The organism is Nonomuraea aridisoli (assembly GCF_003236395.1).
GTDB lineage: Bacteria > Actinomycetota > Actinomycetes > Streptosporangiales > Streptosporangiaceae > Nonomuraea > Nonomuraea aridisoli.
Genome location: NZ_POUD01000060.1, coordinates 1 through 15,520, shown reverse-complemented (window position 1 = coordinate 15,520; position 15,520 = coordinate 1). Strand labels below are relative to the sequence as shown.

Below are 15,520 nucleotides of genomic sequence, written 5' to 3'. Positions count from 1 at the left end.
TCGCCACGAGGACGCGACCGATCATGGCCGAAAAGCGTAGCTTGCCCGTTCGAACCGCGACGGGCGGTCCGGTGATCAGCGGAAGAAGCCCTGGCACCCGCGCCGGAGCCCCTGCCGCCGACCACTCTGCCGCGTCAGGGCCCGATGTCGGACGTCCACGGCGCGGTGAACGACCGGACAGGGCCGGGGCCGTGTCGGCAACGGATCCGGGCGAGCCCTCCCCTCGCGGTCAGCCGCAGTTGGCCCAGCCGGTGCTCGTGCTGCCCGCACCGGCGCTGCCGGACACGCGCACGCACTTACCCGCGGCGGGCAGCTTGACCGGGCCGGCATAGTACTCGAAGCTGCCGCTGTCCGACTGGGTCCCGCCGCCCTGCACCTCCAGCGTGACGCTGACTGAGGTGCTCTTGCCGACGTCCGCCGTCTTCATGGTGACCGCGCAGTTCTGCCCGGTGCCGTTGTTCCACAGCTGGTACGTCACGCCGCCGGAGAACGAGCTGGAGCGCTGGACGACGAAGCCCGACCCGCACACCTGGGTGGGCGTGTACGGGTTCTTGGCCGGCGCGGCGGCCACCGTCGCCTTGGGCGACGTCTTCGCCGGCGTGGGCTTGGGACTCGTCTTCGTCGGCGTCGGAGCGGGCCGCGCCGTGCTCCTCGTGGGCGTCGGGGCGGGCTTGGCCGTCGTCCGCGTCGGGCTTGGCCGCGCGCTTGCCCTCGCCTGCTCCTGGGTCGGCGTCGAGGACGGCCGCTGTGTGGGGGTCTTGCGGGGGGAGGCGGTCTTGGTGACCGTCACCTGAGGCGAGCTCCGCCGCTTCTTGCCCGTCGCGGTCGGCTTGGCGCTGGTCGGCACCGCGACCGGCTGCGAGACGGGGCTCGTCGGTACGGCGGGCACCGTCGGCACGGGCAGCACGGGCGAGGCAGACGTCCACTCCGACGGCAGCTGCATCGGGCCGACACCCTGGTCGTCCGGGGCCGTGCTGCCCCAGGGCACGGCGGCCTCGGGCTGCGTGTCGCCGAACTGGTCGGAGCCCTGCGGCGCCTGGGTCAGCGCGGTGCCCGCCAACGCCGGGATCCCACCGCGGTCAGCCCGGGCCGCGGCGGAGTTGACCTGCTGGATCTCGACGTACCTGGTGGCGCCCCACAGGCCGACGGCCGAAACGAGCGCGACCACACCGACTCCGGCGACCACCATCACGGGCAAGCCGCGGCGTGGGAGCGCGGGACTGGGCGGCACGACCTCGTCCCTGACGGCGTCCTGCGGTTGCGGACTGCCCGGCGGCCCCCACATCGGCCTCCCGGGGTGCTGCGGCGGCCCTGCGAGGGGAACGTCGTTCAGCGGCCCCTTTGGCGGGGGGCCCTGCATCGGCCCATGTGGCGGCAACCCCTGCGCGAACGGCGACCCGAACGCCCCCTGCGCAGGGACCACCGACCCACCACCGTTCTGCCCCTGACCCGGTACGCCACCGTTCTGGCCCTGAGCCGGACCCCACATCGGTCCTTGAACCGGCGCACCGGGAACCGAACCCCCCGGAGCCGGACCCGCACCGGGCCCGCCACCCGGAACAGCACCACCCGCATCCGGGCCCTGACCCGGCGCGCCCGGCACCGAGCCATGGATCGGCCCCGGCGCCTGGGCGTCGGGGGACGGCCTCGGAAGGGGGGCGACCTCGACGGGTTCCTGGGCGGCGGCGGGCGGCCGGGGGTCCTCGCGGGGGTTCCCGAGCACCCGCATCAGCGCGTTATAAGCGGTCGGCCGCGCCCCCGCCTCCTTGGCCAGGGCCGCGAGCAGCACGTTGCGCATCGGCCCGACCTCGACGCCGACCTCGGGCTCGGCGTCGAGCACCGCCTCCCGCCCGCCGAACGGCGGCTTCCCTGTCCCGGCGAACACGACGATCGCCGCCCAGGCGAACACGTCCGCGTAGGGGCCGTACTGCAGGCCCCTCAGCTGCTCGGGGGCCTGGTAGGAGGCGTCGCCCACAGGCTCGCCGACGGCGGCGTCCGTCACCCGGGGCCCGTCGGACCCGAGGATCACGTTGTGCGGAGTGAGCGAGCGGTGCGACAGCCCCGCGAGATGGACGGCCGACAGGGCGGTCAGCACGCCGACCGCGACCCGTTCCAGCGCGTCCCCGCTCAGCGGCCCTTCGTCGGCGACCGTCTCGGCCAGGCTCTTGCCCTCGACGTACTGCCGGACGATGTACGGCCGGTCCCCCAGACGTCCGGCGTCCAGGACCCTGGCGACGTACGAGCTGGGCACGCGTTGAGCATCCGCGAAGCCGCCGGGGACGGACTCCGGCTCCGCGCGGAACACCTTGATCGCGACAGTGGGCGCGTCGTCGGATTCGCGACCGAGATAGACCGCACCCCTCGGCCCCTCTCCCAGCAGCCCGACAACCTCGAAAGCGCCGATACGCTCTGGATCCTCAGGTCGCAGAGGGTGCATGCCCAAACCCTTTCACCAGCAAAGGATGATCAGGGCACATTCAATCAGATCGTCACATATGCATCAGAAGTTTCGGCCGGGAAGCTGACACATCAATGTCTCGATTCCTTACAGGAATATCTCACGCGGAAGGGCCGGAATGCGGGGCCCGCCCGATCGACAGCGGCCGATCACGCAAGAAGCCCCGGCGCCTTCGCCAGGGCCTCCAGCTGTTGATCAGCTCGTCGCGGACTCGATGTTCTGGCGGTACGTGCCGATGACGCGCGACGCCTCCCTGAGCTCGTCGGACATGCGCTGGAACGAGACCTGGTAGTTGTCCCACGCCTGCTTGAAGCGCACGGCGCCCTGACCGGTCCACACCGTGCCGACCTTGGCGGCCTCCTTGCCGAGGGCGGCGATGACCGCCTGGACCGCCTCCGCCTGCCTGTCGAACTGGCTGGCCATCGCCGCCATCTCGGTCGGGTCGCCGCCCAGCATGCTCTGGCTCATGCATACCTCCTGGAAGGGGTGAAAGCGCCCTCACCCTAAGAGCGCCCCACCGGCCGTCGCCCCGGTTATGCCAAGCGGCTATGGTCTACCAGAGGATCGTTCGGATTCGTCCAGGAGCAGTCCGGCGCCCCGTCCGACGTGGCCGATACCGTTCTGTTCCCGGCCTCGGCGGGAGCCGGGCACATCACGGGGCAGGTGCTCCACGTGAACGGCGGCGCGTACCGCTGGACCGAGATGAGAGACACGAGGAAGGACGTAGTCCGGTGCGGAAGGTTCTGATCGCCAACCGCGGCGAGATCGCCGTACGTGTGGCCCGCGCGTGCGAGGACGCCGGGATCGCCAGCGTGGCGGTCTACGCGGACCAGGACCTCGACGCCCTGCACGCGAAGGTCGCCGACGAGGCGTACGCGCTGGGCGGGCAGAGCCCGGCCGAGACCTACCTCGACATCGCCAAGCTCCTCGACGTCGCCCGGCGCTCCGGGGCCGACGCCGTGCACCCCGGCTACGGCTTCCTCGCCGAGAACGCCGAGTTCGCCCAGGCCGTCATCGACGCGGGCCTCATCTGGATCGGTCCGCCGCCCGCCGCCATCGCCGCGCTCGGCGACAAGGTGCAGGCCCGCCACATCGCCCAGAAGGTCGGCGCGCCGCTGGTCGCCGGCACGAAGGACCCGGTCTCCGGGGCGGCCGAGGTGGTGGCGTTCGCCGAGGAGCACGGCCTGCCGATCGCGATCAAGGCCGCGTACGGCGGCGGCGGGCGCGGCATCAAGGTGGCCCGCCGCCTGGAGGAGGTCACGGAGCTGTACGAGTCGGCGGTGCGCGAGGCGGTCGCCGCGTTCGGGCGCGGCGAGTGCTTCGTCGAGCGCTACCTCGATCGGCCGCGCCACGTCGAGACGCAGTGCCTGGCCGACCGCGAGGGCAACGTGGTCGTCGTCAGCACCCGCGACTGCTCGCTCCAGCGCCGCCACCAGAAGCTGGTGGAGGAGGCGCCCGCGCCGTTCCTGACCGACGAGCAGGTCGAGATCCTGTACGCGAGCTCCAAGGCCATCCTCAAGGAGGCCGGTTACGTCGGGGCCGGCACGTGCGAGTTCCTCGTCGGGCAGGACGGCACGATCTCGTTCCTGGAGGTCAACACCCGGCTGCAGGTCGAGCACCCCGTCAGCGAGGAGGTCTCGGGCATCGACCTGGTGCGCGAAATGTTCCGGATCGCCGACGGCGAGCCGCTCGGCTACGACGACCCGGTGCTGCGCGGCCACTCGATCGAGTTCCGGATCAACGCCGAGGACGCCGGTCGCAACTTCCTGCCCGCGCCCGGCACGCTGACCGTCATGCGCCCGCCGTCCGGGCCGGGCGTGCGGCTCGACGCCGGGTACGAGGCGGGGATGACCGTGCCGGGCACGTTCGACTCGCTGGTGGCCAAGCTGATCGTGACCGGCCGCACCCGTCAGGAGGCGTTGGAGCGGTCGAGGCGGGCGCTGGCCGAGTTCGAGATCGCCGGCATGCCGACCGTGCTGCCGTTCCACCGGGCCGTCGTGTCCGACCCGGCGTTCACGTCCTCGCCGTTCTCCGTCCACACGCGGTGGATCGAGACGGAGTGGGACAACCCCGTCGAGCCGTACGCGGGCGACGTGGCCACGACCGAGACGCCCGCGCGCGAGACGGTGACGGTCGAGGTGGGCGGCAAGCGCATCGAGGTCGTCCTGCCCGCGGGGCTGGGTTCCTCCTCCGCGCCGGCCCCGGCCAGAGCCCCGCGGCGCGCCGGCGGCGGGGCCGGGAAGGCGTCCGCCGCCGGCGGGGACGCCCTGGTCAGCCCGATGCAGGGCACCATCGTCAAGGTCGTCGCCTCCGACGGCGACACGGTGAACGAGGGCGACACGGTCGTGGTCCTGGAGGCCATGAAGATGGAGCAGCCGCTCACCGCCCACAAGTCGGGCACGATCACCGGCCTGACCGCCGCCGTCGGCCAGACGGTCACCGCGGGCGCCGCGATCTGCGAGATCAAGGACACCTGAACACCCGGCGGTGGGCTGCTTGACCCGAGCACAAGGCGCCACACCGCCCGTTGACCGGCGATCGACCGGACCGGTGCCGTTCTGTTCCGCCGCGATGTACGCCTACGAGCGTCGGGGCGGGTACCGTGCCCATTGAGGAACTTTGCCGACCGCCCGTTCGTCCTCATGGGCGAAGGAGGCTTGCTGCCAATGATCCATTCGCTGCGCCGCGCAGGGGCCGCGATCGCGGCTCTGATCGCCGGTCTAATCGTCGTTCTTGCGCTGTCCCCTGCCGCCAACGCGGCGGCCGCTCCCCCTGACGCACAGTCTGTGGTGTCCCACTGGAAGGACCAGGACCCGCTTTTCGTCCAGTCCGGCTCGCCGCTGACGTCGGACCAGCAGACTGAGATCCGTGACGCCCTCGAAGGAGCCAGCAGCAAGATCTACGCTGTCGCCCTTCCGCCCAACACGGTGACCAAATCCACCATCGGGTCGTACATGACCCAGCTCAACTCCGCGATGGAGGCGGCGCGGGCCCCCGCGGCCACCTACGCGGTGCTCGACGGCACGAGGCTGTACGCCGCATCGAGCGCCCTGCGCGCCGACGGTCTCGCGGCCCGGCTGTCCAACCTCGCGGTGGCCGCCAACGCCGGTGACGTCGTGGCCGGGATGAAGGACTTCACCAACCGCGTCGACGACGCCGTCCGCGGCCGTAACTCCGCGCTCGACCCCGACAGCCAGGCCAACCCCGGAGCCGGCGGCACCGCGGCGCTGATCGCCCTGGGCGCGCTCGTCCTGGTCGGCGGCGGCGGCTACTTCCTCTACTCCAGCAACAGGAAGAAGAAGCGGGCCATCCAGGAGGCGAAGGAGCTCGCCGCGGTCAAGCAGACCGTCGACGAGGACGTCACCAAGCTGGGCGAGGAGATCACCGCGCTCGACGCCGACGTCACCCTGTCCGGCGCCGGCGGCAAGCACATCGACGAGTGGCAGACCGCTCTCGACTCCTACGAGAAGGCCAAGACGCAGCTGTCCGGCGTCCAGCGGGCCGACCAGGTGCGCGAGGTCACGCAGACCCTCGAGGACGGCCGTTACGCGCTGGCCGTGGTGAAGGCCAAGGTCAACGACGAGCCGGTGCCCGAGCGGCGCGCGCCCTGCTTCTTCAACCCGCAGCACGGCCCGTCCGCCCGTGACGTGCGCTGGGCCCCGCCCGGCGGCACCGCGCGCGACGTGCCGGCCTGCAAGATGGACGCCGAGGCCGTGGAGCGCGGCTTCGACCCGCAGATGCGCGAGGTCATGGTCGACGGCCAGCGCAGGCCCTACTACGACGCCGGCCCCGCCTACCAGCCGTACGCCTACGGCTACTACGGCGGCTTCGGCGACATCATGACCGGCATGTTCATCGGCACGATGATGGGCAGCATGCTGAGCGGCGGCTTCGGCATGGGCGGCTACGGCGCCGGCTACGCGGAGGGCTACGCCGACGCCGGTGCCGGCGACTTCGGCGGTGACGCCGGCGGTGGCTGGGGCGACTTCGGCGGAGGCGGAGACTTCGGCGGCGGCGACTTCGGCGGCGGCGACTGGTAAACCGCACGACGACACAGGAAGCGCCCCTCCGGACCTCACGGGTCCCGGAGGGGCGCTTCCGTCGTTTCCGGCCACCGCGCGGGGAGGCGGGGAACCGAAGAGCCGCGAGCCCGGAGCCGGGGAGCCCGGACCCCGTAGCCGGGGCCGGGAGTTGGAGAGCGCCGGAGAGTGTCTCCAGGTCTCTCTGGTTCAGATGGCGGTGAGCTCGCGGAGGAGGGTGGCGAGGGACTGCTCGGGGGTCTGCCCGGCCGTGTCCACGATGATGTGGTCGCGGGTCCACGGCTCGTAGTCGCGTTCGACGACCTCCCGCCAGGTGGGCAGCCGGAGGCCGGGGAGGTCGGACGAGCGCGAGGTCACCCGGCGCCGGTGCTCGGCCGCGTCGGAGCAGACCACCTCCACCTCGGCCACCGGCACGCCCGCCTCGACCCCCACCTGCCGCCAGGCGTCCCGGGTGACCGCGAGCGGGTTGACCGACTCGGCGACCACGGTGAGCCCCTGGCGCAGATGGTCGGCGGCGAGCGCGTACGCGACCACGTACCCGACGGGCCCGAGCGGCTGCCGGGCCAGCCCTGACCGCACGATGGCCTGCTCGATGGTGTCCACGCGCACGTGGACGCCGTTCAGCCGCGAGGCCGCCGGCCGCGAGAGCGTCGTCTTCCCCGCGGCCGGCAACCCTCCGATGACAACGAGCACAGCCCTCATCCTGCCAGAGGACGGCTCACACGCCGAAGGCCGGCGGGTACTGAATGGTGCCCGAGGGAACCGGACGCCCGGGGTCGAGGACGAGCGCCATCATGTACTCGTCCGCGACCTCGAACGACGGGCGGATGCCGTAGCGGGAGGCGGGGACGAACCCGAAGCGCGGGTAGTACTCCGCGTGCCCGAGCACGAGCACGAGGCTCTCGCCCTGCTCACGGGCGGCCCGCAGCGCCGCGCGGATGACCGCCGACCCCGCGCCCCGCCGCTGCAGCTCCGGCCGTACGGCGCACGGCCCGAGCGTGAGGGCGGGAGCGCCGTCGACGTGGCAGCGGGTGAGCAGCGCGAAGGCCACGACGTCGCCGTCGGAGTCCTCCGCGACCCACGACAGACCGGGCAGCCACGCCCCGGGGTCCGCACGCAACTCCTCGACCAGGTCGGCCTCGTGCGGACCGGGGAAGGCGGCCAGGTTGACCGCGCGGATCCCGAGACGGTCGGCGTCGGTCTCGGGCCGCGTGGTCCACGCGTCGTGACCGGGCTCCGGTCGCAGGACGTAGCCGGTGTAGCGGTATTCATCGCCGTGCTCCCGGCGCATGGCGATCTCCTCTCGGGTGGCGGCGACGGCCTCACGCATGCCGGGCACCGTCAGGTCGGCGGTCCGGGCACGTTCGGCCAGGGGCGTGTAGTACTCGTCGAACCAGTCGTTGTCCGGCAACTCGTGCAGCGCGGCCACCTCGTACCCGGCCGCGCGGGCCGAGGCGAGGTTCTCCGCCCGGGTCCGGAGCCGGTACTGCCGGTCCCAGAACGCCCCGCGCCGCGGCGGAGGGCGAGTCGGTGCTCCATTCGCATTCGGTGAGCACCAGGACTCCGCCGGGCGCGAGCAGCCGCTTCCAGGAGCGCAGCGCGGCCTCGAATCCGAGGAAATAGGCCGACCCTTCCGCCCAGATGACGTCGAAGCTCGCGTCCGGGAAGGGCAGGTCCGCCATCGAGGCGCGTACGGTACGGACGGCGAGGCCGCGATCCGCGGCGGCCTGCGCCAGTTCGTCCAGGAACGGCTGGTGCAGGTCGACCGCGACGACCTCGGCCCCGGCCTCCTCGGCCAGGAGCAGCGCGGCGCGGCCGGGACCGCAACCGACGTCGAGCACGCGCGGCCGGTCCGCCAGTGGACCGGCCAGCGCCGCCATGCGGCGGGTGGAGAAGTCGGAGCCCGGCCCCTGCCGGGGCAGGCCGTGGTGCAGGGTGAGGAACGCAGACGTCAAAGCGTCGTACATGATGATGGGTGATCCTTGCGAGAAGGGCCCCGACGCGATTCAGGCGTCACCCACCTGGCGAGCCGTGCGGCTCGTGACGAAGCGGGGGAACCAGGTCAGGCCGGGACCGGGAACATGAGGACGATCGCGGCGCTGCGCACGGCAGCGGCCTTCGGCGCGGCCATCAACTCATCTCCCCCTTCAAACGCGGACCACCCGTACCCTAGCAGCTGCAGCAGAATGTCGGATGTGATCTATCTTGCTCACGGGGCTCGGGTGGCGCTTCGGTATGTCACGCTGCGGGACTTCGAGGAGCTCGCGCCTCTGCACGAGGAGAGCGCCGAGACGCTCGCCCGGTGGATGCCCGGCCCGCCCATCGTCACGTACGAGGACTTCGAGGGGTACGTGGCCAGGTTCGACGGGCCGCTGCACGAGGGGTTCCTCGTCTGCCGGCGCGACACCGGCGCGATCGTCGGCCGCGTCAACGTCAACAACATCCTCCGCGGCACGCACCAGAGCGCGACCATCGGCTACTGCGCGTACGCCTCCATGACCGGCCGCGGCTACATGACCGAGGGGCTGCGGCTGCTCGTGCGGCACGCGTTCGGCGAGATGGAGCTGCACCGGCTGGAGGCCAACATCCAGCCGTCGAACGCGCCTTCGCTCGGCCTCATCCGGCGCGTCGGCTTCCAGCGTGAGGGCTACTCGCCGAACTTCCAGTTCATCGACGGCGCCTGGCGCGACCACGAGCGCTGGGCCATCACGGCCGAGATGACCACGCCGTGATCTTCCACGAGACGGCGCGCGTCCTGGTGATCGACGCCGCCGACCGCATCCTGCTCTACCGCGGCCTGCTCCTGCAGCGGGACGACACGCCGTACGCGTGGTTCACCCCCGGCGGCGCCGTCGAGCCGGGCGAGACTGCCGCGCAGGCCGCCGCCCGTGAGCTGCGGGAGGAGATCGGGCACGTCGTCGCCCCCGAAGCGCTCGGGCCGGTCGTGGCGACGAGCGAGGGCGGCTGGCGGACGGGCGGGCGGCGGTACCACTCCCGCGACTCCTTCTTCCTCCTGCGCGTGACGGGGCTGGAGGTGGACACGTCCGGCATGGACGAGGAGGAGCGGACGGCGACCGACCGGTTCGCGTGGTGGTCGCGGCCCGAACTCGACCACGCCGGCGAGCTCATCGTGCCGCGCGGGCTCGGGGAGCTGATGGAGCGGCTGCTCCGCGGCCCGGTGGACGGGCCCGTCACGCTCCCGTGGCACCTCTAGAGTCCACCCCCCGATGCCAGGGGTCAGTCGTTCGACGGCAGCAGGGTGCCGAGAGGGCCGAGGTCGAGGTTGAGGTCCTGGGGACGCAGGCCGAAGTGGTCGCAGAGGTCGCCCATCGCCTCCTCCAGCCGCATCAGCGCGACCCCGAGCGCCTCGATCTGCTCGTCCGTCAGGTCGCCCTGCTCCATCCGCCGTACGGACTGGCGCTCGACGAGCTGGCGGACCAGCTCGACGAGCGTCAGCACGAGACGGGTCAGGTCGCGTTCCACCGTGTCCGGGTCGGCGGCGACCCGCCAGGCCGGCCTCTCCGTCTGGCTCACCAGCCGGCACTCCCCTCGAGGTCTTCGTCGATCGATGCGATCAGGGCTCGCAGCGAGATGCGGACGAGGTCGATGTCGGCGATGGACAACACCAGGTCGCCGGTGACCACCACGCCTCCCGCCAGGAGCCGGTCGAGCAGGTCCACGAGCGCGACGCGCTCGGGAGGCAGCCGTTCCTCGGCCACCACATCACGCATCAGCCCATCTCCATCACCGTGAACGAGTACGGCGCCCACGGCCCGGTCATCCGGATCTCCACCCCGTCGCCGCCCAGGGCCGCCGCCTGCTCGGCGAACTCGGCGTCGCGGCCCTCGTCCACGAGGTAGGCGCCGTTCAGCAACATCCAGTCGTGCCGGCCGGACAGGCGCGGGTCCTGCGCGCGGTGCCGGTAGCTGGCGGCGGCCAGCGCCGACAGCGCCCGGTGGATGTGGTCGGCGCGCTGGAGCACCTGCCTGCGCACCTGCTCGCGCCCGCGCAGGCTCGCCCGGCGCCGCTGCAGGTACGCGGTCCCCGGCCGCCCGGCGCCCGCGCCGCCGCCCGGTCCCGGGCACGGCTCGCCGTTCCCGTCGCCGGAGGTCCTGGGGCCGGGCCCCACGCCCACGGCCGGGTCGGCGTACGCCTTGACGCCCCACTCGCGGCGGCCGGTCACGCGGGCGAGGACGCGCAGGAAGTCGTCCGCCCGCCGGTCCAGCAGGTCGCGGACGTGCGCGTCGTCGTCGTACACGGTGACGAGCCGGACGGGGGCCGTCGGGGTGGCGGCGGCCACGGCGTCCACGACGTGGTGGTGGGCGCGGGCCGTCTCGGCCAGCCAGTCCATGTCCTCCAGCGACCGGCGCAGCGCCTGCTCGCCGAACTGCTCCAGCGGCACCGTGCTCACGTACGCGACCAGCCCCGCCCGGCTGATCGTGCGCACCGGCAGGTCCGCCACGCCGGCCGGGCATTCGGGAAGCGCGTCGCGCGCCACGGCGTACAGGTATGTCGCGTCAGGCATCGAAGTCTCCGTGCCGCTCGGCGGGGTCCCGGTACCGCTCGTGCCGGTCGGAGTCGCCGCCCTCGATGGCCTCGCCGCGGCGTTCGATGGCGGACAGGCGGCGGCGCAGGCGGCGGTTCTCCTCCACCAGCTCGCGGTCCCGGCCCGACAGCCACGGGTCGTGCTCCCACCAGTCGATGCCGAGTTCCCTGGCGGTGTCCACGGACGCGATCAGCAGCCGCAGCTTGATCGTGAGCAGTTCGATGTCGAGCAGGTTGACCCGGATGTCGCCGGCGATCACCACGCCTCTGTCGAGCACCCGCTCCAGGATGTCGCCGAGGTTGGTCGGCTCTCGGCCCGCGGCCGAGCCGCCCGCGTAGGCGGGGCGGACCGCCGAACCCGATCCCATCATTCTGTCCATCAGAACGCCTCACCGATGTCGGCGTTCGAGCGCCGGTAGCGCCTTGTCCTACGGTATGACAGCAAGCTGCCCTCCATGTCGATCTTGGCTTGGTAGATGGCGAGGATGTCGCCGGAGGAGGGAATCCGGCGGTCCTCTACGACCTCGACGCTGACGATCCAGCCGTCCTCGACGGGCTCGACCGAGGTCACGCCCTCGGTGTGCTTGGAGGTCAGGTCGGCGATGTGGCGCAGGCCGACACCGCCCGCCGTCGCGGCGGTCAGTTCGCCGCGCTGCCGTTCCGGGCGTGCGGCACCGCGTGCCCCCGCCTCGCCCGAGGCGGGGGCACGCTGGTCCACCTCCCCCGAGGCCGCGGCGCGTGTGCCCTCCTCCTCGTCGGTCGATGGGCGGGCGCGCGTCTTCGTGACGGTGCTGCGCCTGGTAGCGGGCATCTGTTCACCTCCGGGTGGCGGTCATCCGCTGCAGAACCTCCTCCACCGCCTGGCGCTCCTCCTCTTCGGAGATCTCCCCGGCCCGCCGGGCCTCCTCGATCTCCTCCAGGCGCCGCCTGACGGACGTGGGGCTGTGCAGTTCCATCTCTGCCTGGTCCTGAATCCGCTCCGCGAGCCAGATGAGGCCGCGCAACGGCGCACTGACCGGAAAGGTCAGGAGCCCGGTCACGAGGCCCACGGATCAGACCTCCTGCTGGTCGGTGACGACGAAGTCGTACGGCGCCAGGGGCCCCAGCAGTCGCAGGTCCACGCGGCCCTCCCAGCGCTCGCCGAACATGGTGAGCGTGTCCTCCAGCCGGCCCTGCTCGCTCGTCCTGGCCAGCATCGCGACGTGCACGGCGTCGTGCTCGTGCGTCGGCTCGCGCACGACGGCCATCTCGTAGTGGCCGGAGAGGCGGTCGAGCAGCTGCTGCGTGTCGAAGTCGCGCTTGGCCTCGATGCCGGCGGAGATGATCTCCCCGAGCCTGATCCGCTCGTCGCGGGTGAGCTCCTCGGGACGGCCGCGGATGGCCTGGCGCAGGCTCTCCGCCTCGGCGTTCTCCGCGAGGATCTCGGCCAGTACGGCCCGCTCGACGTAGCGGCCGCGGATGATGAACTCGGCCTTGCCCTCCAGCTCGCGCAGCGCGGCGATGAACTCGTCGTGGTGCGGTTCGAGCAGCTCGGCCACCACCGCGTCGGCGTTCGCCACCACGCCGCCGAAACGGAAGGGCAGCACCGGCACCTTCGCGGCGGTGGCGTCCAGCAGCCGCTCGTGCGCCAGGAAGTCGCCCGGCCGGCCCAGCGGCTCGTCGGCGTTGATGTCGCTGACGAGCGCGGCGATCTCACCGTGACGGACGAGCCGCACTTTTCCCGCCGGGTCGCCCAGCCCCTCGGTCTCGGGCGGGCTCTTCAGGTCGGCGGGCACGACGCCGTAGACGTACGAAGCGAGGTTCTGGACCTTTCGGGTGGGCTGCTTCGGCACGGAGGCTTCTGAGACCTTCGATCGTCCCATGGCGTTACCCTTCCTCTCGCAGGGCGCGCGGCCGCTTGCGCGGGGCCTGGCGGGGCTCGCGTTCGACCGTGACCTCGGGCTCCTCGGCGGCGGCGCGCGGTTTGTCGGTGAGTTCGCGCAGCTTGTCGCCGGCCGTGTCCACCACGCCCTCGACCAGTTCCTTGGCCTTGTCGGCGCCTCCGCCCTTCGTCTTGGCGAGGACGTCGGTCAGGCCCTCCTCGCTCTCGGCGAGGTCGAGCCGGTTGGCGGCCTCGGCGAAGCGCAGATACGTGTCGACGCTGGCCACGACGACGCGGGCGTCCACCGTGAGAATCTCGATCCCGACGAGCGAGACCCTGACGTACGCGTCGATCACCAGGCCCTTGTCCAAGATGGTGTCGATGACGTCGGCCAGGCCCGAAGACGACGGACGCCCGGCCATCTGACCGGACGCAGCCGGTTGCACAGACGTAGTCATGAATATCTCCCCTCGCCTTTCGCAGCCTGCCCATCGAAACAGACACAGAACCCCATACGACAAAAAAACCGACAGACTTGGCACACATTGCGCTTACGGGTGGGGACATTCCGTGACCTTTCCCAGCACCAGGGTTTGTGTTCAGGAAGGGTCCGTGGAGTGTTTTCCACGGGCATGCTGCGGTCTGTCCGGGTAGCTGGCGTGCATGCACACTCTCGTCAAGGGCCTGATCGCCGGCGCGGCCGGAACCAGCGCGCTCAACCTGGCCACGTACCTCGACATGGTGATCCGGGGGCGCGGGTCCAGCAGCACGCCGCAGCAGGCCGTGGAGAAGCTCACCGACCTGGCCGACGTGGACCTGGGCGAGGCCGAGCAGGCCGAGAACCGCAAGCAGGCGCTCGGTTCGCTCATGGGTTACGGCACGGGAGCGGGCGCGGCCCTGTGCTACGCGCTGCTGTCGGCCCGGCGCCGCCCGCCGTGGCCGGCCGGGGTGCTCGGGCTCACGGCCCTCGCCATGCTCGGCTCCAACGGGCCGCTGACCGCGCTCGGCGTCACCGACCCGCGCGAGTGGCCGCCGTCGAGCTGGGTCTCCGACGCCGTCCCGCACCTGGCGTACGGGATCACGGCGTACGCGGCGTACGAGATGTTGAGGGCTTGACAGGCGGGACGGGCGGGCGAAGCGTGGCGTTCACACGCGCCACCCGAGGGGGTTCCGCCATGGCCGTTCACGAGATTCGCATCAACCCCGCTCTCCCCTTACGCGACGAGCCCGGCACCGGCCACAACCGCTGGCATCCGGACATCCCGCCCGTCGTCCGCTGCGCTCCCGGCGACGAGGTGGTCATGGAGACGCGCGACGCGTTCGACGGCCAGATGGGCCCGGACGCCACGCTGAAGACCGTCGAGGCCCCGAACCTCGACCTCGTCCACCCGCTCACCGGCCCCGTGCACGTCGAGGGCGCCGAGCCGGGCGACCTGCTGGAGGTCGAGATCCTCGAGGTCGTCCCCGACGGCTACGGCTACACCGTGCAGGTGCCGGGCTTCGGGTTCCTGCGGGACGTGTTCCCCGAGCCGTTCATCGTGCGCTGGCAGCTCGCCGACGGCTGGGCGGTCTCCGACGACCTGCCGGGCGTACGCGTCCCCGCCGCGCCGTTCATGGGCACGATCGGCCTCGCCCCCGGCCACACGTCGCTGGCCGCGATCACCGCACGCGAGCAGGCGGCGCTGTCGCGCGGCGGCTTCGTGCTGCCGCCCTCGGCCGAGGGCGCGGTGCCCGCCTCCCCCGCCGGGGCGGCCGGCCTGCGCACGATCCCGCCCAGGGAGCAGGGCGGCAACGTGGACATCAAGCAGCTCGGGGCGGGCACGCGGCTGTTCCTCCCGGTGGACGTGCCGGGCGCGCTGTTCTCGGCCGGCGACGCGCACTTCGCGCAGGGCGACAGCGAGGCGTGCGGCACGGCCATCGAGATGAACGCGACCCTGCGGGTGCGCTTCCACCTGCACCCCGGCGAGGCCGCCGCCAAGGGCATCCGCGCCCCCCGGTTCACCCGCTCGGACTACTGGGTGGCCCCGGCGTACGCGGCGCCGCGGCGCTTCTACGCGACGACCGGCATGTCGGTGAGCCGGGACGGCCAGGTGGCCGCCGAGGACGCCACCCTGGCCGCCCGCAACGCCCTCCTCGACATGATCGACCACCTGGGGGAACGCGGGTGGACGGCGCAGCAGGCGTACACGATCTGCAGCGTCGCCGTCGACCTCAAGGTCAGCCAGCTGGTCGACGTCCCCAGCTTCCTGGTCTCCGCCTTCCTCCCCGAGGACATCTTCACCGACGACTGACCGATCCCTCTTGGCACTTGCTCCTTCACGGTCACCCGTGGTCTGGCCAGCCGCCGTAATCGGACGCGAGCCGGCGGGCCGCGGGTGACCGTAAGGGAAAGGTTGGACGAGGCGGAGCCCGACAACTGGCGGTGTGGGCGTCAGTCACCGGCCCGGCGGACGCCGGACGGCGGCCGCTCGGCGTAGCGGTCGGTGAGTTCGCGGCCGATGCGGGCGAGTTCCGCGCGTACCGACTCCGGCTCCACCACCTCGGCCAGCGCGCCCCAGCCGGCCAGTTGCTCGGCGATCGAGCGTGCCAGATGCGCTCCCACCCGCACCCTCACCC

Annotated in this window: 20 protein-coding genes; 6 read left to right on the top strand and 14 right to left on the bottom strand. The window is 72.1% G+C overall.

Annotated features, from left to right (window positions below):
• Positions 1-229 precede the first annotated feature (229 nt).
• A complete protein-coding gene (locus C1J01_RS16700; protein WP_146615626.1) occupies positions 230-2,437 on the bottom strand; it encodes a serine/threonine protein kinase in 2,208 nt (735 codons plus the stop codon).
• A 216-nt stretch (positions 2,438-2,653) separates the two neighbouring features.
• Complete coding sequence (locus tag C1J01_RS16695) at positions 2,654-2,926, bottom strand: WXG100 family type VII secretion target (RefSeq protein ID WP_181448787.1); 273 nt, start codon at positions 2,924-2,926, stop codon at positions 2,654-2,656.
• 263 nt (positions 2,927-3,189) lie between these two features.
• On the opposite strand from C1J01_RS16695, the gene C1J01_RS16690 reads away from it, so the two are divergent.
• Both C1J01_RS16690 and C1J01_RS16685 read left to right on the top strand, forming a co-directional pair.
• Entirely contained in the window at positions 3,190-4,935 is a 1,746-nt protein-coding gene (locus C1J01_RS16690) for an acetyl/propionyl/methylcrotonyl-CoA carboxylase subunit alpha (protein ID WP_111179892.1), read from the top strand.
• Between the two features lie 312 nt (positions 4,936-5,247).
• On the top strand, positions 5,248-6,498 hold the full coding sequence (locus tag C1J01_RS16685) for a hypothetical protein (RefSeq protein ID WP_146615625.1): 1,251 nt from the start codon (positions 5,248-5,250) through the stop codon (positions 6,496-6,498).
• Positions 6,499-6,687: 189 nt separating this feature from the next.
• Here the strand turns inward: C1J01_RS16685 and C1J01_RS16680 are convergent, their stop codons facing one another.
• The 3 genes from C1J01_RS16680 to C1J01_RS51250 are packed head-to-tail and all read right to left on the bottom strand — an operon-like array spanning position 6,688 to position 8,465.
• Complete coding sequence (locus C1J01_RS16680; protein ID WP_111179890.1) at positions 6,688-7,191, bottom strand: P-loop nucleotide/nucleoside kinase family protein; 504 nt, start codon at positions 7,189-7,191, stop codon at positions 6,688-6,690.
• Between the two features lie 25 nt (positions 7,192-7,216).
• Positions 7,217-7,789: a GNAT family N-acetyltransferase gene (locus C1J01_RS51255; RefSeq protein WP_220039951.1), complete on the bottom strand. Its 573-nt coding sequence runs from the start codon at positions 7,787-7,789 to the stop codon at positions 7,217-7,219.
• A gap of 31 nt (positions 7,790-7,820) precedes the next feature.
• On the bottom strand, positions 7,821-8,465 hold the full coding sequence (locus tag C1J01_RS51250; RefSeq protein WP_220039949.1) for a class I SAM-dependent methyltransferase: 645 nt from the start codon (positions 8,463-8,465) through the stop codon (positions 7,821-7,823).
• A 255-nt stretch (positions 8,466-8,720) separates the two neighbouring features.
• Here C1J01_RS51250 and C1J01_RS16670 point away from each other — a divergent pair, with 255 nt between their 5' ends.
• Complete coding sequence (locus C1J01_RS16670; RefSeq protein ID WP_235854478.1) at positions 8,721-9,230, top strand: GNAT family N-acetyltransferase; 510 nt, start codon at positions 8,721-8,723, stop codon at positions 9,228-9,230.
• Entirely contained in the window at positions 9,227-9,712 is a 486-nt protein-coding gene (locus tag C1J01_RS16665) for an NUDIX hydrolase (protein WP_181448786.1), read from the top strand. Before C1J01_RS16670 ends, C1J01_RS16665 begins: the two co-directional genes overlap by 4 nt.
• 23 nt (positions 9,713-9,735) lie before the next feature.
• Here the strand turns inward: C1J01_RS16665 and C1J01_RS16660 are convergent, their stop codons facing one another.
• From C1J01_RS16660 to gvpJ, 8 genes are read right to left on the bottom strand one after another with little or no spacing between them, the layout of a single operon-like run.
• Entirely contained in the window at positions 9,736-10,032 is a 297-nt protein-coding gene (locus tag C1J01_RS16660; RefSeq protein ID WP_111179887.1) for a gas vesicle protein K, read from the bottom strand.
• A complete protein-coding gene (locus C1J01_RS16655) occupies positions 10,029-10,229 on the bottom strand; it encodes a gas vesicle protein (protein ID WP_111179886.1) in 201 nt (66 codons plus the stop codon). The genes C1J01_RS16660 and C1J01_RS16655 overlap by 4 nt, the downstream gene beginning before the upstream one ends.
• Entirely contained in the window at positions 10,229-11,023 is a 795-nt protein-coding gene (locus C1J01_RS16650; protein ID WP_111179885.1) for a GvpL/GvpF family gas vesicle protein, read from the bottom strand. The genes C1J01_RS16655 and C1J01_RS16650 overlap by 1 nt, the downstream gene beginning before the upstream one ends.
• Positions 11,016-11,423, bottom strand: a complete 408-nt coding sequence (locus C1J01_RS16645) for a gas vesicle protein (protein ID WP_235854477.1) — start codon at positions 11,421-11,423, stop codon at positions 11,016-11,018. The genes C1J01_RS16650 and C1J01_RS16645 overlap by 8 nt, the downstream gene beginning before the upstream one ends.
• On the bottom strand, positions 11,423-11,854 hold the full coding sequence (gene gvpO, locus C1J01_RS16640; protein ID WP_111179884.1) for a gas vesicle protein GvpO: 432 nt from the start codon (positions 11,852-11,854) through the stop codon (positions 11,423-11,425). The genes C1J01_RS16645 and gvpO overlap by 1 nt, the downstream gene beginning before the upstream one ends.
• A gap of 4 nt (positions 11,855-11,858) precedes the next feature.
• Positions 11,859-12,092 (bottom strand): gas vesicle protein GvpG, encoded by a 234-nt coding sequence (locus tag C1J01_RS16635; protein ID WP_111179883.1) that lies wholly within the window; start codon positions 12,090-12,092, stop codon positions 11,859-11,861.
• A gap of 3 nt (positions 12,093-12,095) precedes the next feature.
• A complete protein-coding gene (locus tag C1J01_RS16630; RefSeq protein WP_235854476.1) occupies positions 12,096-12,875 on the bottom strand; it encodes a GvpL/GvpF family gas vesicle protein in 780 nt (259 codons plus the stop codon).
• 34 nt (positions 12,876-12,909) lie between these two features.
• Complete coding sequence (gvpJ, locus tag C1J01_RS16625; protein ID WP_111179881.1) at positions 12,910-13,362, bottom strand: gas vesicle protein GvpJ; 453 nt, start codon at positions 13,360-13,362, stop codon at positions 12,910-12,912.
• 205 nt (positions 13,363-13,567) lie between these two features.
• On the opposite strand from gvpJ, the gene C1J01_RS16620 reads away from it, so the two are divergent.
• Positions 13,568-14,020 (top strand): hypothetical protein, encoded by a 453-nt coding sequence (locus C1J01_RS16620; protein ID WP_111179880.1) that lies wholly within the window; start codon positions 13,568-13,570, stop codon positions 14,018-14,020.
• 59 nt (positions 14,021-14,079) lie between these two features.
• Complete coding sequence (locus C1J01_RS16615; RefSeq protein WP_111179879.1) at positions 14,080-15,195, top strand: acetamidase/formamidase family protein; 1,116 nt, start codon at positions 14,080-14,082, stop codon at positions 15,193-15,195.
• Between the two features lie 140 nt (positions 15,196-15,335).
• On the opposite strand, the gene C1J01_RS16610 is transcribed toward C1J01_RS16615, so the two are convergent.
• The coding region (locus C1J01_RS16610) for a WCX domain-containing protein (RefSeq protein ID WP_146615624.1) at positions 15,336-15,520 on the bottom strand (185 nt) is incomplete at its 5' end.

Excerpts from the sequence above, each read along its gene's own strand:
- C1J01_RS16700 (WP_146615626.1), bottom strand. The coding sequence starts at position 2,437 with ATGCACCCTCTGCGACCTGAGGATCCAGAGCGTATCGGCGCTTTCGAG.
- C1J01_RS16695 (WP_181448787.1), bottom strand. The coding sequence starts at position 2,926 with ATGAGCCAGAGCATGCTGGGCGGCGACCCGACCGAGATGGCGGCGATG.
- C1J01_RS51255 (WP_220039951.1), bottom strand. The coding sequence starts at position 7,789 with ATGCGCCGGGAGCACGGCGATGAATACCGCTACACCGGCTACGTCCTG.
- C1J01_RS51250 (WP_220039949.1), bottom strand. The coding sequence starts at position 8,465 with ATGTACGACGCTTTGACGTCTGCGTTCCTCACCCTGCACCACGGCCTG.
- C1J01_RS16655 (WP_111179886.1), bottom strand. The coding sequence starts at position 10,229 with ATGCGTGATGTGGTGGCCGAGGAACGGCTGCCTCCCGAGCGCGTCGCG.
- C1J01_RS16650 (WP_111179885.1), bottom strand. The coding sequence starts at position 11,023 with ATGCCTGACGCGACATACCTGTACGCCGTGGCGCGCGACGCGCTTCCC.
- C1J01_RS16645 (WP_235854477.1), bottom strand. The coding sequence starts at position 11,423 with ATGGACAGAATGATGGGATCGGGTTCGGCGGTCCGCCCCGCCTACGCG.
- gvpO (WP_111179884.1), bottom strand. The coding sequence starts at position 11,854 with ATGCCCGCTACCAGGCGCAGCACCGTCACGAAGACGCGCGCCCGCCCA.
- gvpJ (WP_111179881.1), bottom strand. The coding sequence starts at position 13,362 with ATGACTACGTCTGTGCAACCGGCTGCGTCCGGTCAGATGGCCGGGCGT.
- C1J01_RS16620 (WP_111179880.1), top strand. The coding sequence starts at position 13,568 with ATGCACACTCTCGTCAAGGGCCTGATCGCCGGCGCGGCCGGAACCAGC.
- C1J01_RS16615 (WP_111179879.1), top strand. The coding sequence starts at position 14,080 with ATGGCCGTTCACGAGATTCGCATCAACCCCGCTCTCCCCTTACGCGAC.